The 14,324-nt window shown below is 47.7% G+C and carries 12 protein-coding genes; 7 read left to right on the top strand and 5 right to left on the bottom strand.

The features are described 5' to 3' along the window. Positions 1-60 precede the first annotated feature (60 nt). On the top strand, positions 61-396 hold the full coding sequence (locus JOE45_RS18800; RefSeq protein WP_210022883.1) for a DUF1904 family protein: 336 nt from the start codon (positions 61-63) through the stop codon (positions 394-396). Between the two features lie 304 nt (positions 397-700). Further along, positions 701-1,273 carry a GNAT family N-acetyltransferase gene (locus JOE45_RS18795; protein WP_210022884.1) on the top strand — a complete coding sequence of 191 codons (573 nt, stop codon included), beginning with the start codon at positions 701-703 and terminating at the stop codon, positions 1,271-1,273. A gap of 66 nt (positions 1,274-1,339) precedes the next feature. Here the strand turns inward: JOE45_RS18795 and JOE45_RS18790 are convergent, their stop codons facing one another. Further along, complete coding sequence (locus tag JOE45_RS18790) at positions 1,340-2,128, bottom strand: copper amine oxidase N-terminal domain-containing protein (protein WP_210022885.1); 789 nt, start codon at positions 2,126-2,128, stop codon at positions 1,340-1,342. Positions 2,129-2,478: 350 nt separating this feature from the next. Between JOE45_RS18790 and JOE45_RS18785 the strand changes: the two genes are divergently transcribed. The 4 genes from JOE45_RS18785 to JOE45_RS18770 all read left to right on the top strand — a co-directional run bounded on the left by JOE45_RS18785 (position 2,479) and on the right by JOE45_RS18770 (position 6,656). Further along, positions 2,479-2,781 carry a hypothetical protein gene (locus tag JOE45_RS18785; protein ID WP_210022886.1) on the top strand — a complete coding sequence of 101 codons (303 nt, stop codon included), beginning with the start codon at positions 2,479-2,481 and terminating at the stop codon, positions 2,779-2,781. A gap of 213 nt (positions 2,782-2,994) precedes the next feature. After that, complete coding sequence (locus JOE45_RS18780) at positions 2,995-5,337, top strand: xanthine dehydrogenase family protein molybdopterin-binding subunit (protein ID WP_210022887.1); 2,343 nt, start codon at positions 2,995-2,997, stop codon at positions 5,335-5,337. Next, positions 5,324-6,157: an FAD binding domain-containing protein gene (locus tag JOE45_RS18775; protein ID WP_210022888.1), complete on the top strand. Its 834-nt coding sequence runs from the start codon at positions 5,324-5,326 to the stop codon at positions 6,155-6,157. The genes JOE45_RS18780 and JOE45_RS18775 overlap by 14 nt, the downstream gene beginning before the upstream one ends. 1 nt (position 6,158) lies before the next feature. After that, entirely contained in the window at positions 6,159-6,656 is a 498-nt protein-coding gene (locus tag JOE45_RS18770; RefSeq protein WP_245247070.1) for a (2Fe-2S)-binding protein, read from the top strand. A 65-nt stretch (positions 6,657-6,721) separates the two neighbouring features. On the opposite strand, the gene JOE45_RS18765 is transcribed toward JOE45_RS18770, so the two are convergent. Both JOE45_RS18765 and JOE45_RS18760 read right to left on the bottom strand, forming a co-directional pair. After that, on the bottom strand, positions 6,722-8,560 hold the full coding sequence (locus tag JOE45_RS18765) for an ABC transporter ATP-binding protein (protein WP_210022889.1): 1,839 nt from the start codon (positions 8,558-8,560) through the stop codon (positions 6,722-6,724). Next, the gene (locus JOE45_RS18760; RefSeq protein ID WP_210022890.1) at positions 8,553-10,283 is read right to left on the bottom strand and encodes an ABC transporter ATP-binding protein; all 1,731 of its coding nucleotides are present in this window, start codon (positions 10,281-10,283) and stop codon (positions 8,553-8,555) included. Before JOE45_RS18760 ends, JOE45_RS18765 begins: the two co-directional genes overlap by 8 nt. A 269-nt stretch (positions 10,284-10,552) precedes the next feature. Here JOE45_RS18760 and gdhA point away from each other — a divergent pair, with 269 nt between their 5' ends. Continuing rightward, entirely contained in the window at positions 10,553-11,932 is a 1,380-nt protein-coding gene (gene gdhA, locus JOE45_RS18755) for an NADP-specific glutamate dehydrogenase (protein ID WP_210022891.1), read from the top strand. A gap of 190 nt (positions 11,933-12,122) precedes the next feature. Here the strand turns inward: gdhA and JOE45_RS18750 are convergent, their stop codons facing one another. Together JOE45_RS18750 and JOE45_RS18745 are read right to left on the bottom strand one after the other, a co-directional pair. Beyond that, entirely contained in the window at positions 12,123-12,269 is a 147-nt protein-coding gene (locus JOE45_RS18750) for a hypothetical protein (protein ID WP_210022892.1), read from the bottom strand. 52 nt (positions 12,270-12,321) lie between these two features. Beyond that, positions 12,322-14,283 (bottom strand): hypothetical protein, encoded by a 1,962-nt coding sequence (locus JOE45_RS18745; RefSeq protein WP_210022893.1) that lies wholly within the window; start codon positions 14,281-14,283, stop codon positions 12,322-12,324. Positions 14,284-14,324 lie beyond the last annotated feature (41 nt).

The raw sequence follows: 14,324 nt of genomic DNA, 5'->3' as shown, positions 1-14,324 counted from the left end.
TCATTCGAACTCACTCCTCCTAAGGGGGTGAGTTTTTTCATAACGAAAGGAGTCTAACTCATGCCGCACATTATCGTTAGAGGCGTACCCGTGGAGCAAATGTGCTTGATCAGCAAAACCCTAGTTGAGGATTTGGCTGTCGTTTGCGAATGCGGGACGGACAATTTTATGATCGAGTGTATTCACACGACATCTGTATTCGATGGGGAGATTGTTGAATCCTATCCCTTCATCGAGGTCGCTTGGTTTGAACGGGGACAAAGCATAAGAGACCGCGTAGCGCAGACGATAACGATGCATGTCCGCTCGCTCGGAATCCCTGAGGTGGAGATAGCTTTTATCGCCTATCGGGAGGACAGCTATTATATAAATGGCGAGCGTTGTGACAACGGGTAACCCGCTATCATGGCTCGCCGTTCTCTTCTATGATATCATTGAATATATCTTATGATCTACGTGTACCCGTCTTTCTTCATCGCAACCTTCAGGTAAATCATCCCACCGCTAATGAATATTACCTATACTCTTGAAGTCGGTGCAAGGATCGCTATGTTTTTTATTACAATGAATTCTTTGTTCATTTATCTCCTCCTTCAATGTTTTGGTCCATTGTTTTTCTCGATATTGAATCATATCTCTTGGTTGGTAGCACAAAAAACTAGGCTGCGCATGATATCTTCGTCCAAAGGAGGTCTGGTGCATGTTTAAGTACATCGTCGATCACGAAGTACAGTTAAAGCTGTTGGAGCCCGGTGACGCGGAAGTGATGTTCCGGCTTACGAATGCGAACCGCAGCTATCTGAGGGAATGGATGGCTTGGATCGACAGCACAAAAAGCTCGCAGGACAGCCGATCCTTCATCGAGTCCGCCCGAACCCGTTGGTCCAAAGGGGAAGGCATTACCGCAGGAATCTTGTTTCGTGGTGAATTGTGCGGTACGATCGATCATCATGCACTCAGCCGACTGAACCGGCACACGTCCATTGGGTATTGGCTTGGCGAATCCTACCAAGGCCGCGGCATCATGACCCGCGCCTGCCGCGCGATGGTCTCTTATGCGTTTGACGAGCTTGGGCTTGGGCTGCATCGGGTTGAGATTAGAGCCGGCGTAGACAATCTGAAAAGCCGTGCTGTGCCGGAGCGGCTGGGTTTTACGTTCGAAGGAGTCGCCCGCGGAGGCCAGCGGTTATATGGTCGCTACATCGATCTCGCCGTTTACGGGATACTTGCGGAGGAATGGGACTTAGCGTCTGGAACAGGACGAAATACATAGCAAAAAGCACCGGCCGCTTCAGAGTGCGGTCGATGCTTTTTTTCATGTTATGGAAGAGGATGATTACTATTTGCTTATAATCGCAATCGTTACGGCATCATCGAACTTTCCGTAAAATACATACGAGTTCAAGGACTCGGCCACAGCACGAAGCGGTACGAAGGTGGAACCTTCGACGATTTGGGCAGGCACATCGAACGTCACCGTTTCTCCATTGATCGTCAGCTTCTTCTCCCCGATTTTTAGAACCAGCTTGTTCGTGTCATCCGTTGCCGTTACGGTTTGCGTCGGTCCATCCCAAGCTACATTAACGCCCATAGCCTCGAAGATCGCGCGCAGCGGAACAAGCGTACTGCCATCCTTAACGAAAGGGGCCACTTCGGATTTCACCGGACTGTCATCGACGTAGATGTTGATGCTGCCTTTGGCTTGAATGGCTGGCTGCTCTAAGGTAATGTCCATTTCATAGCTTGTATCTACAGTGGTAACGTCGCCTTTCAGCGCGCCGTCAAAAGGAAGATCGATCAGATGGGTTTGACCTGGCTTCAGGTTCAACTGCATCATGGCCGGGTCCTTCTCCCATACGGCATCAGCAATTAATGTGCCATTCTTATCGGTAACCTTAATATTCAACTTATCTACCTGCGTCACAACGGAAGATCCCACATTAACGAACATACCTTGCACCAGTAGGGTGTTGTCGTTCTCGTACTTTGCCGAGTAAGAGCAGAACAACAATTCGCCTTGACCTTGAATGGAATCACAGTCTTGAGGAATCGATGCCGCAGCACCTATACCCGCAAAAGAAAACAACAACACGAAACATAATAATACCGGCATCCATTTTTTTACCATATTTTAACCCCCCTATTCATTATTATATATCGATATCTTTAATTTTAGGTCAATGGACTTAGTACTACAATTATTCTAAAGGAAATTTTATACAATTTCATCTCGGCAATTAGCGAAAGTTGTTCGTTATTTGTCCAATATGCAGCCGCGTTGGTCCTTTAGAGTCAATTGATCTGGCATACGTTGTGGAAGGAAGTGACTCCATGAACCGACAGCTACAATATTGGTGGCACATATCATATCGATGTCCCGATCAGATGACAATGAATCGAATCGCAATCAACATTGATCCTTGCTATAATGAATCATTATCTATCATGAAGACCCGGATAGGTTAAGGAGGAAGCACCGTGGCATTCGGGATCACCAGAGAAGAACTGACTCAGTGGAAAGAAGCTGTGACCAGGGGGGAGATCGCTTTTATAACCCACTTTTGGCTGGAGCCGCGTTTTCCGGGCATCAATACGGTAACCAAAGTAGGCTGCACGAACCTGGAACGCTTATCTGAATGGTGCGCAACCAACGGATTAGATCCCAGATATATTCATAACCGCGATCCTTTTCCCCACTTTGATTTGATCGGTTCGAAGCAAATAGAGATTCTGCAAAAAGAACGCTTGTGGGATCAATTGGAACGTTTTAGATTAATTTAAGGTCATGTCCATCTGAGCGTTGCATAACCAACGAGTCGAATACTCCCCGCATCATCTTTACTAACATGACACAACTACTCCATAAAAGGAGTCCCTTTTCCCGCTTCCTTCCCGTGAATTCAAATAACGTACTAAAGAGACTCCGGATTCATATAATTTACTGATGTTCAGGGTATCTGCCCAAGGTAAAGTCAATGAATCGGGAGGGAAAGCATGGATCACCTGAAGGTCATCGGCAAGAGTATCCCCAAGAAGGAGTCGCTTGATAAGGTAACGGGAGCGGCCAAATACACCGGAGATCGCGTGGAAGCCGGGATGCTTCACGCAAGAATGATGACCAGTCCTTATGCCCATGCCGCCATAGTAAAGATCGATACGTCCCAAGCCTGGCAGATTAAAGGCGTCCGCGCCATATTGACCGGAGAAGCCTGCGATATGCTGACAGGCGAGGAAATTCGGGATCGGCCCATTATAGCCAAAGACAAGGTCAGATATTTTGGTGAAACCGTTGCCGTTGTTGTGGCAGACAGCGAAGCTAGCGCACTTCAAGCCGTCTATTTAATCAAAGTGCAGTATAAAATCCTGCCTGTAGTGAATTCCCCCACGGAAGCCATGCGGTTTGATGCTCCTTTAGTCCACGAAAAGCTCGGGGAATATGACAAAGCACCCGGCGTTATCTCCCGTCCAGGCACCAACATCGCGAGCATCATCAAAATTCGTAAGGGAGATCTGGAGAGAGGCTGGAAGGATTGCGAAACGATCATCGAAAATAGCGTGGCATTCCCCCCGTCCGATCATGCCGCGATGGAAACGCGAAGCGCCCTGGCGGAAATAAGGCCGGACGGCCATATCATCATAGAAACCTCCTCTCAAGCCCCTTTTGCAGTCAAAAAATACATGGGTCTCTATTTCCACATGGATTCGGGCAAAATTATTGTCAAAACGCCTTTCGTTGGAGGAGGTTATGGTGGGAAAGCGGCCATACAGCTCGAGCTTATCGCCTATATCGCTTCCAAGGCGGTCGGGGGCCGCAAGGTCAAAATCGTCAACACCAGAGAAGAGGATATGGTGACCTCCCCTGCACATATCGGCCTTGAGGCCAGAGTCAAACTGGGAAGTACGCGAGAAGGCAAAATTACAGCTGCAGAGATCATCTATCAGTTTGACGGAGGCGCCTATTGCGACAAATCGAGCGACGTATCCAGAGCAGCGGCAGGAGATTGTACGGGACCTTATGCGATCGACAATCTGTACTGCGATTGTTTGACCCTATATACCAACCATCCTTATGCTTCCGCTTACCGCGGATACGGCCATTCGGAGCTGACGTTTGCCATAGAACGAGCCATGGACGCCTTGGCCGACAAGCTGAAGATGGACCCTATGGAGCTTCGCATGAAGAACATCGTAGCCCCGGGCGATACCAGCCCGACGCGGAATGTTCTGAATTCCAGCAATCTCGGCCATTTGCAGGAATGCATGCAAAGAATGCGGATACTGATCGAATGGGACGACTGGACCGTCCGGCGGGTGGACGCTCATAAAGTCCGGGCTAAAGGCATCAGCTGCTGCTGGAAAAATTCCTCCATGGATCCGGACGCCAGCTCAGGAGCTATTGTTTCTTTCAATGCCGACGGCAGCCTGAATTTGGAATCCGGGGTTGTGGAAATCGGGACAGGAACGAAGACGGTGCTCGCGCAGATGCTCGCCGAACGCATGCGGATGGATCCGGAGCAAATTCATGTCCGTTTTCCCATCCATACTCAGATCACCCCCGAGCATTGGAAAACCGTGGCAAGCCGCGGAACGTTTATGGCCGGACGCGCGGTTTTGAAGGCGGCGGACGATGCTATACGCCAGCTGCTGGATATTGCCGCCTGCGTGCTCAGGGTCGACCCGGAAGATTTGGAGCTCGGACGGGGAAATATTTTTGTGAAAGCCGATCCTTCCGTGCAAATCGCAGTCAAAGATATCTGTTACGGCTACAAGTACCCTAACGGGAATTCTATCGGAGGACAAATTATCGGAGAAGGCCATTATATTCAAAGACAAATGACCTATCTGAATCCGGAAACAGGGGAAGGCAATCCCGGACCGGAATGGAATGTGGCGGCGCAGGCGGTGGAGATTGAGCTGGATACCAGAGAGTATACCTACAAAATGATCAAGGCCGTCTCCGTGATTGATGCCGGTAAAGTGTTGAATCCGAAGACTGCCGAAGGTCAGGTCATAGGTGCGATGAGTATGGGTCTGAGTTTCGCCAATCGGGAAACCTTCCACTTCGACAACGAAGGGATCATTTATAACCCTTCGCTTCGCAATTACCATCTTATCCGCTATGGGGAGCAGCCCGAATATGTCGTCGAATTTGTGGAGAATCCTTGTTTGGAAGCGCCTTTCGGAGCGCGGGCACTGGGTGAGCATGGGCTGATCGGAATGCCTGCGGCACTTGCAAGCGCGCTCTCCAGAGCCGCCGGAGTCCCTCTCAACCGGCTTCCCCTTTTTCCCGAGTGCGTTTGGAAAACGGTTATGGAGGCGCAGCATGATTCCGTATAATTTCGAATATTATCAGCCGGTCACCGCGCTTGAAGCTGTTCGCCTGTTTCATGATCTTGCTCTTCAGGGCAAAGAACCGCTTTATTATGCCGGAGGAACAGAAATCATCACGATGGGTAGAATCCATCTTCTTCAACCTCGTGCAGTAATTGATATCAAAAGAATTCCCGAATGCAATACGCTTGCCGTCCATGATCAAAAGCTGGTTCTCGGATCAGCATTAAGCTTGTCTCAGCTGCATGACGTGCGCGCCTTTCCCCTGCTGGGAGAAGCCGCAGCCGGCGTTGCCGACCGGACCTCCCGAAATAAAATTACGCTGGGCGGAAACATTTGCAGCAACCTGATGTATAGGGAAGTGGTTCTGCCCTTATTATTGACCGATAGTGAAGTACGGGTCGCCGGTCCCGCAGGGTGGAAACAGGTGTCGATCCATCAGGTGTTCAATGGACAGCTCCGGCTGGAAAAGGGAGAATTTCTGGTTCAGTCGATCACCGATTCAAGCTATATCCGTATGCCTTATGCTTCGGTGAAAAAGCGGAAAGTGTCCGCTATCGGTTATCCGTTGGTTACCATAGCCGCCATCCAAACGAACTCTATGATTCGGGTGGCCTTCAGCGGTGTATGCGCATTCCCTTTTCGGTCACCGATAATGGAAGACCTGTTAAACCGGCGGGAGATTCCGCTTAAGCTGAGAATCGAGCAGGCCCTTGTCCATTTGCCTGCACCTACACTCGACGATATCAACGGATCGGCGGCTTACCGGGAATGGGTCCTGAAAAACACACTGCTGGAAACGATCCGTTCGCTGGGGGGAGAATAGCATGCGGGATATCGATGCTTATAAGGTCATGGTGGAGCTTAGCGTGAATAAGGAACAAAAGAATGTGGTCGTCAGACCGGCGGATATTCTTTTGGACGTGCTGAGGGAAGGACTGGGGCTGACCGGCGCCAAGCCCGGCTGTCTCAATGGAGACTGCGGCGCCTGCACGGTTCTGGTCGACGGCTGGCCGATGAAATCATGCCTCATGCTTGCCGTAGAGGCCTCGGGAAAACCGGTCACCACGATTGAAGGGCTGACGGATACTCCCATTCAAAGAGCTTTTATCGACCATGGGGCCTTTCAATGCGGTTACTGCACCCCAGGGTTCATTATGAATTGTCATGCCTTAATTCAAAAACACCCCCAAGCCAGTGATGAAATCATCCAAGATTGGCTGCAGTCCAACATTTGCCGGTGTACGGGCTATCAGGAAATCAAGAAGGCCATTCTCTCGGTATTGCGCCGGGAAAACCTCTCGCAAGGTAACACCCCTTTGTAATAATGAGGGGTTTTACCTTGCAGCAGCCGACTTCGTACCGAACTGCCTTGAAGGCGATTCGATATTCAAGACACCGGTTCGTTTTGAGATTGGCTGTGAAACAGTCCGTAATAATAACCCTTTTCCTTCAAAAGAGAGCCGTGGGTCCCTCTCTCGATCAGCCTTCCCTCATCAATTACCAAGATTTGATCCGCTTTTTGGATCGTATTCAACCGATGAGCGATGACCACATTGGTTCTGCCCTTCATCAAACGGGATAATGCTTCTTGGATTTTGATCTCCGTAATCGTATCGATACTGCTTGTCGCCTCATCTAATATCAATATGGACGGATCGGCCAAGACGGCCCGGGCAATGGACAGCAGCTGCTTCTGGCCTTGACTGATTCCGCTTCCGTCATGATGCACAGCCGTATCGTACCGCTCAGGCAGCTTCATGATAAACGAATGCGCATTAGCTAGCTTGGCGGCTTGCTCCACTTCTTGATCAGTCGCCTCCAGTCTGCCGTAACGGATGTTGTCCCGAATCGTCCCCTGAAAGAGAAAAGCGTCCTGCAGCACAAAGCCCATATGCCCGCGAAGACTCGCCCGTTTGATATTACGGATGTCATACCCGTCAATAAAGATTTGACCGTGGTCCGCATCATAAAAACGGGTGAGAAGCTGCACAACGGTCGATTTTCCCGCTCCTGTCGGGCCGACCAACGCTACTGTCTCCCCTGAAGAAATATGAAAATCCATACCCTTTAACGTTTGAGTTTCCTGATTGTATGAGAATGACACGTCCGCGAACTCGATGTCTCCCCGCAATCCCGACAGCGATATGGCTTTCTTCTCGTCTTTCTCTTCCTCATCCTCCTCCAGCACTTCAAACACCCTTTCGGCCCCGGCCACCGCGGAAAGAAACGTATTCCATTGGTTGGCCAAATCATTCAGCGGCCGCGTGAATTGTCTGGAATATTCGGCGAACGTAACGATTACCCCGATCGAAACCATATCATGCAGCGCAAGAACCCCTCCCGCTCCGGCAATCACCGCAAAGCTCAGGTTATTTAATACGTTCATTAACTTAGTGATAAATCCCGAGTAGGTTTGGGCCCAATAACCGGCTGCTTTTAATTTTTCCGCTTTCGCATTAAATTCCGAAATCATATTCTCTTCCCGCGAAAAGGCTTTGACGACACTTTGACCGGAAAGCGCCTCCTCCACAAAACCGTTCAACTCTCCCATGTTCCGCTGCTGCTCTTTAAAATATTTTCCCGTACGCGCCGTAATCCACTTCATGCCCAGAACCATGATGGGAATCATCGATAACGTAATCAAGGTCAGCGGCATGCTGAGCCAAATCATCAGGCCGATCATTCCAATGAAGGTAAGCACACTGGAAACCAATTGGATAAAGGAACTGTTGAGCGTCTGACTCACATTATCTATATCATTGGTGAGCCGGCTCATGACCTCGCCATGCTGCCGCTTGGCAAAAAAAGACACCGGAAGCTTATGCAGATGACGAAACAGGTCCGACCGCATGGCATACACGGTTTGTTGGGCAACGCCGATCATCCAATAATTTTGCAGCCAGGTCGATATCGAATGAAGCAGGTACACTCCCCCCAAGATCATCATAAGGGTAAACAGACCTTGGTTTTGCTCAGTTCCCATGTAGGTATCGATCGTTACGCCGAGCAAATATGGCCCGAGAAGACCGAGCAAAGAGCTTATGATCACCATCATGAAAATAAGCACCAGAAATCTCCGATGAACGGAAAGATAAGTCCATATATTTCTGAGAGTACGCAGTCCGTGTTTGGCGAAGGGCTTTCCTTTGGGGACCGGTGCGCCTATTCGCGCGGCAGATGGCCCCCTGCCTCCCGCCGGTTGAAATGGAGTGGGAGGGTTAAACATGGGCTGTATCCTCCTCAATGAACTGTGATCGAACGATTTGGCGGTAGAGCTCGGATTGCCGCATTAACGCTTCATGTTTTCCCGCGGCCAGCAGACGTCCATCATCCAGAAGCAGGATTTGGTCCGCTCTCATGGCCGTGCCGATTTTTTGGGTAATGATCAGCCTCGTGCATGGAAAGGTACTCAAAGCGGCGAGCAGCCTGGCTTCTGTATTTAAATCCAATGCGCTCGTACTGTCATCCAATAATAAAAGCTTCGGTTTGCGTATCAACGCCCTTGCAATCGAAAGACGCTGCTTTTGCCCTCCCGACAAATTAACCCCTTTCTGCCCCACGACAGTCTCATATTGATGCGACAGCTTCATAATGGTTTCATGAATTTGAGCCGCTTGAGCCGCTTGGATAACCTGTTCCATCGAAGCATCCTCTTTTCCCCACAGGATATTGTCTCTTATCGTCCCTGTAAACAGTATGGCCTCTTGAGGAACCAGCCCGATCTCCTCGCGCAATTCTTCCGGCTTCATGGTTCGGATATCGGTGCCGTCGATGAGGAGGGTTCCGCCGCTCGCCTCGTACAGACGTGGTATGAGCTGAAACAAGGAAGTTTTCCCCGAGCCTGTAGCTCCTAGAATAGCGACGGTTTCGCCGGGCTGGGCAGTAAACGAGACGGACTTGAGGACCGGTTCTGAAGTCCCCGGATATTGAAACGAAACCTCCTTAAAAACAAGCTTGCCTTCCGTTACACGATGAGCCGACTCCCTAGGGCCGGAATCCTTCTCGTCTACCTTGGCTGCGAGTACTTCCGAAATTCGATTTGCCGAAGCTTTACCCCGAGATAGGATCATCATAATCATCGAAACCACCGAAAACGAGCCTGTAATCCGAGTCGCATAATTGACAATCGCAACGATTTCGCCAAGATTTGCATGATTCGCATTCACTTCCAAACTGCCGTACCAAAGGATGAATAATATACTCGAATTCATTACCAAGAGCAGCATCGGGATCGTCAGCTCAATCAGCCTCAAAGCCGAGGCTGTGCGGTCCATCAAATCCTCATTGGCATTCGAGAAGCGCTTCATTTCGTGACCGTCTCTCACGAAAGCTTTAATCAATCGGATTCCCATTAAATTTTCGCGGACAATTCCATTAGCATGGTCTAGGCGTTCCTGCACGGAACGGAACAACGTAAATCCCTTCTTCATCATAACTGCCATAAAAACGAGCAGGAGAGGAATGACGACCACTAAAATAAAAGCCAATTGAAAGTGCACCGTTAAAGCCATGACCATACCCAATATCATAAACAAAGGAGCGCGCATCATAATACGCAGGCCCGCAAACACAATATTTTGCAGCTGGGTTACATCGCTTGTGACTCTCGTAATTAAAGTAGAGGTGGCAAACTGGTGAAAACGGGCATACGAAAACGACTGAACCTTCGCAAATAAGCTTTTTCGAATGTCGAGCCCGAAGCTTTGGCTGACATGGGCCGCAAAGAACGAATTGATAATGCCTGAGGCAAACCCGAGCAATGAAATGCCTACCATGATTCCTCCCCATCGCAGCACAACGGAGAGTTCTTTTTTCATAATGCCTTCATTGATGATTTTGGCCATCAGCAGCGGATGCAGCAGCTCCACCATTAACTCGACAAGCATTAAAAACAGAGCAATGATGATCGCTATTCGGTATGGCTTTAAAAACGACATCACATTTCGCATAATGCAGCAGCCTCCAACCTGTATCCAAACGCTATTCGGCACATATATAGTGTACCTATATAAATTATACACTACATGTAAAAAATATCCACATATTTTTTACAGTTCATAACATATGATGTTAGAAAATATGCCTCTCAGCTTTCCTTAATTAACCACTTACATTTTTGAGTTAAAACATATTGTTTTCTTTAAATAAATATGCAAAAATAATCTGAATGGGGTAAAATCTTTTGACCTGAAGATAATAAAATAACGGAGGTTATAGCATGGCAACTTTGGAAACAACACAGCACAACGAATTAGAAGCAAGAAAGTATGTGAACGAAGTTTATGAGACCGTAATCAAGCGCAATGCTTACGAAAACGAGTTCCATCAAGCGATTAAGGAAATTTTATTCTCCCTTGTCCCCGTATTTGCAAAACACCCTAAGTACATGAAAGCCGGTATCCTTGAAAGGATTGTCGAGCCCGAAAGAATCATTACCTTCAGAGTTCCTTGGGTAGACGATCAAGGGAAGGTTCAAGTCAACCGCGGTTTCCGCGTTCAGTTCAACAGCGTCCTGGGCCCTTACAAGGGAGGATTAAGATTCCACCCATCCGTTAACGCCAGCATTATTAAGTTTCTAGGATTTGAGCAGATTTTCAAGAACTCTTTGACAGGTCAACCTATCGGCGGAGGCAAGGGAGGATCCGACTTCGACCCTAAAGGCAAGTCCGACGGAGAGGTCATGAGATTTACCCAAAGCTTTATGACGGAGTTATTCAAATATATCGGTCCGGACGTCGACGTACCTGCCGGTGATATTGGCGTAGGCGCAAGAGAAATCGGTTATATGTTCGGTCAATATAGAAGAATCCGCGGGGGTAACGAAGCCGGAGTACTTACAGGCAAAGGAATCGGTTACGGCGGCAGCTTGGCGCGTACAGAAGCCACTGGATACGGTACGGTCTATTTCGTGGAAGAAATGTTGAAATCCATAGGCTTGGGCTTCGAGGGAAGTACTGTTGTGATCTCCGGTTCCGGTAACGTCTCCATTTATGCCATTCAAAAAGCAATCCAGTTTGGCGCAAAAGTAGTCGCTTGCAGCGATTCTAACGGATATGTATATGATCCGGACGGCATTAAATTTGAAACGGTTAAACGTCTTAAAGAAGTTGAGAGAAAACGTATCAGCGAATATGTAAAAGAGCATCCTCATGCGCAATATCATGAAGGTTGCGACGGAATTTGGACAATCCCATGTGACATCGCCCTCCCGTGCGCTACTCAGAACGAAATCAACGAAGCTTCTGCTAGGCTTCTGGTTGCCAATGGCGTCAAAGCCGTAGGCGAAGGCGCGAATATGCCTTCCACATTGGAAGCCATCGATGTGTTCTTAGAGAATAACGTCCTGTTCGGACCTGCAAAAGCAGCTAATGCCGGAGGTGTTGCCGTGTCCGCATTGGAAATGGCCCAAAACAGCATGAGATATTCTTGGAGTTTCCACGAAGTCGATGATAAACTTCACGCCATTATGAAAGACATTTACAGAAGCAGCGTACAAGCCGCTGAAGAATACGGTCACCCTGGAAACCTGGTGGTGGGGGCGAATATCGCCGGATTTACCAAAGTAGCAGACGCTATGATCGCGCAAGGCGTCATTTAATACAGTAAGATGATAGATAGGGCTGACCACAACAGGGTCAGCCCTATTATTTATTAAGTACCGGAGACGGCTGCCATAGGCTCAGACTCAGGCTTACCGGAGTGATCCACCAGAGACTTTTTCCCCCACGCTCTGCTTCTCCAACGAAAGAACATGATGATGCCGCGTGTCCATTCATCCGCTGCGATAGCTAGATCAGAGGCTCACGGAACAGGATCACAAGAATATCGCCCAGAACCGTAATAACCAGACCCCATTTCAAGCTCTTCCATACCCCACGCCCATGATAGGTTACTTGCCCAAAGGCGGAAGGTATTCCTATTTCCGGGAATCCCATAGCTGTCCCCTTGTAGGATATTCTGCTTGGGGACAGCTGGTTTTGTTTGCCGCTATTCCAAATACTCCATATCAATCACATTAGAATTACTTACTTTCCATGTGCCGTCACTACTTTTGATCAAAGTATGCTCCGTGACCGTCTTATTATCCGCAAAATCTGGGCCGCTGCCTCGCGTAATTTGCACCACTTCTACAACGGCTTCGTCCTCAGAGCGTTCAATCATCTTTGAGCTTTCGATCTCATACTTAATACCATCATAAGTTTCAAATAGAAAAGCCATCGTCTCTTGAGTTTCCTCATAAACATAAGAATCCTGATCAATCGTTGCTAAATAACCTTCGAGATCTTCTTGCTCTAATGCACGAATGCTCTTCTCAAATGTAGATAAGATTTGTTTATTTTCTGCCTCTACATTAGCTTTCATCTTATCCAGCTCTTCTTTGGAGCTTCGTTTAAAAATAATGTTCTCCGAGTCGTCATCGCTTAAAGTAATTTGATCCTTGCCGTTAATGATAATAACTGCACTGTGCTCATCATTTTCCAAATCGGTAACATAGAGCTTATCCTCTTCGCTATGGTCGACTTGAAGCTTCAAGATTTCTTCCTCATCCAAATGATAGTAAGACATCTTCATCTCTTGGTCCCCGGATTTTTCAAAGAAAACATAACCCTTTTCCTCTTCGCTGTACCAATATCCGGATACGTCTTCAATTTTGGCTAATTTTTGATACAATAATTGCCTTGAGCTATAAATAGATTGATAGGGCTCTACCTGCTCCAAGAGGAACGTTCCCTCCGTTTTTCCCGGTAGAACAACGCCGATTTTATGATCCTTAGTCGCATAATATAAAATCTCGTTCGATATACTGTATTCCTCTGCATTAAGCTCGATCTTAGCTTTTTCTTTGCCGTACAATTTTACATAAATATTGCCGTCTTTATCATCATAATATACGGCTTTATTGTCCATGACCTGTACCGTTCTAATTTCAGAAGCTACTTTTTCAGCTTCTTTACCTGCTTCCCAAACATACAAATCCTCGTCCTTATTTAAATAGGCAAAAAGCTGGTGGTCTTTACTGAATTCCAATTCATTTATTTCGGAAGCCACCTTTGTTTTTTGCTTCGATTTAATATCGAATTGATATAAATGGTTCTCGCTATTGAGGTAATAGACCGACTTCTCGTCCCATGAAATAAAATGATTCCGAATATCGGAAGCGATTTTCTCCCGAGCGTACTCATTTTTACCCCACTGCGACAAATACAGCTCTCCATACCCTTTGTCCGTGTTAAATTCATCCGTCAAAGTGACAAAGCCGCCATCCGATGAAATATACGCATCGCCGGCATTGCTATTGGACAGCTTATACTTTACGCCCTGGTCACGGAGAACATAAATCATGCTCTCCTCCGACTGATAGACAACCGATTTGGTGTCTCTTGATACTTCAAAGAAATTTACATCGGAGGCAAGCTTCTCCTTATCACCTGCAGGCGGAATTCGGTACAAGCTGCTTGCATCGTCCAAATAATAGACTGTACCGCCGTCACCGGCTAACCGATAGCTGGATACCTCGCTGCCGAGCTTAGATTTTTCTTTTCCCTTCTCAAGGACATATAAAGCTTGATCCGAATTTAAATAATATATTTTTTGTCCATCCGCCGAAATTTCGATGGAATGGAATTGGACGTCGCTATCCACTTTCTCCTTTTCTTTCCCGGTCTCCCAAGCATATAGATTATTTTCGCCATCCAAAAATAGGACTCTTTTCGCGTCAGGATACGGTACAAAATTCCCAATTGCAACCTCATTGGCCACTTTCTCCGGCTCCTGATTCATGCGCTTTACATATAATTCTCCTGTCTTCGAATCCTTCTCTCCCTTTTTAAACATCCATATGGCCGGCTCCTCTTCTGCCGCTTTAGGAGCCTTTTCTCCTGGAGTACACGCAGTAAGTAAAGCGAATACGGTTAATACAATAAACCAAAGTATGGATCTGCCCTTCATGCTGAAATTCCCCTTCCGCCGTTCTCTTCTCCTATTGTTAA

The organism is Paenibacillus sp. PvR098 (genome assembly GCF_017833255.1).
In the GTDB taxonomy this organism is placed as follows: Bacteria; Bacillota; Bacilli; order Paenibacillales; family NBRC-103111; genus Paenibacillus_G.
The sequence above is the reverse complement of the archived record's forward strand: the minus strand, read 5'-3'. Positions and strand labels throughout refer to the sequence as shown.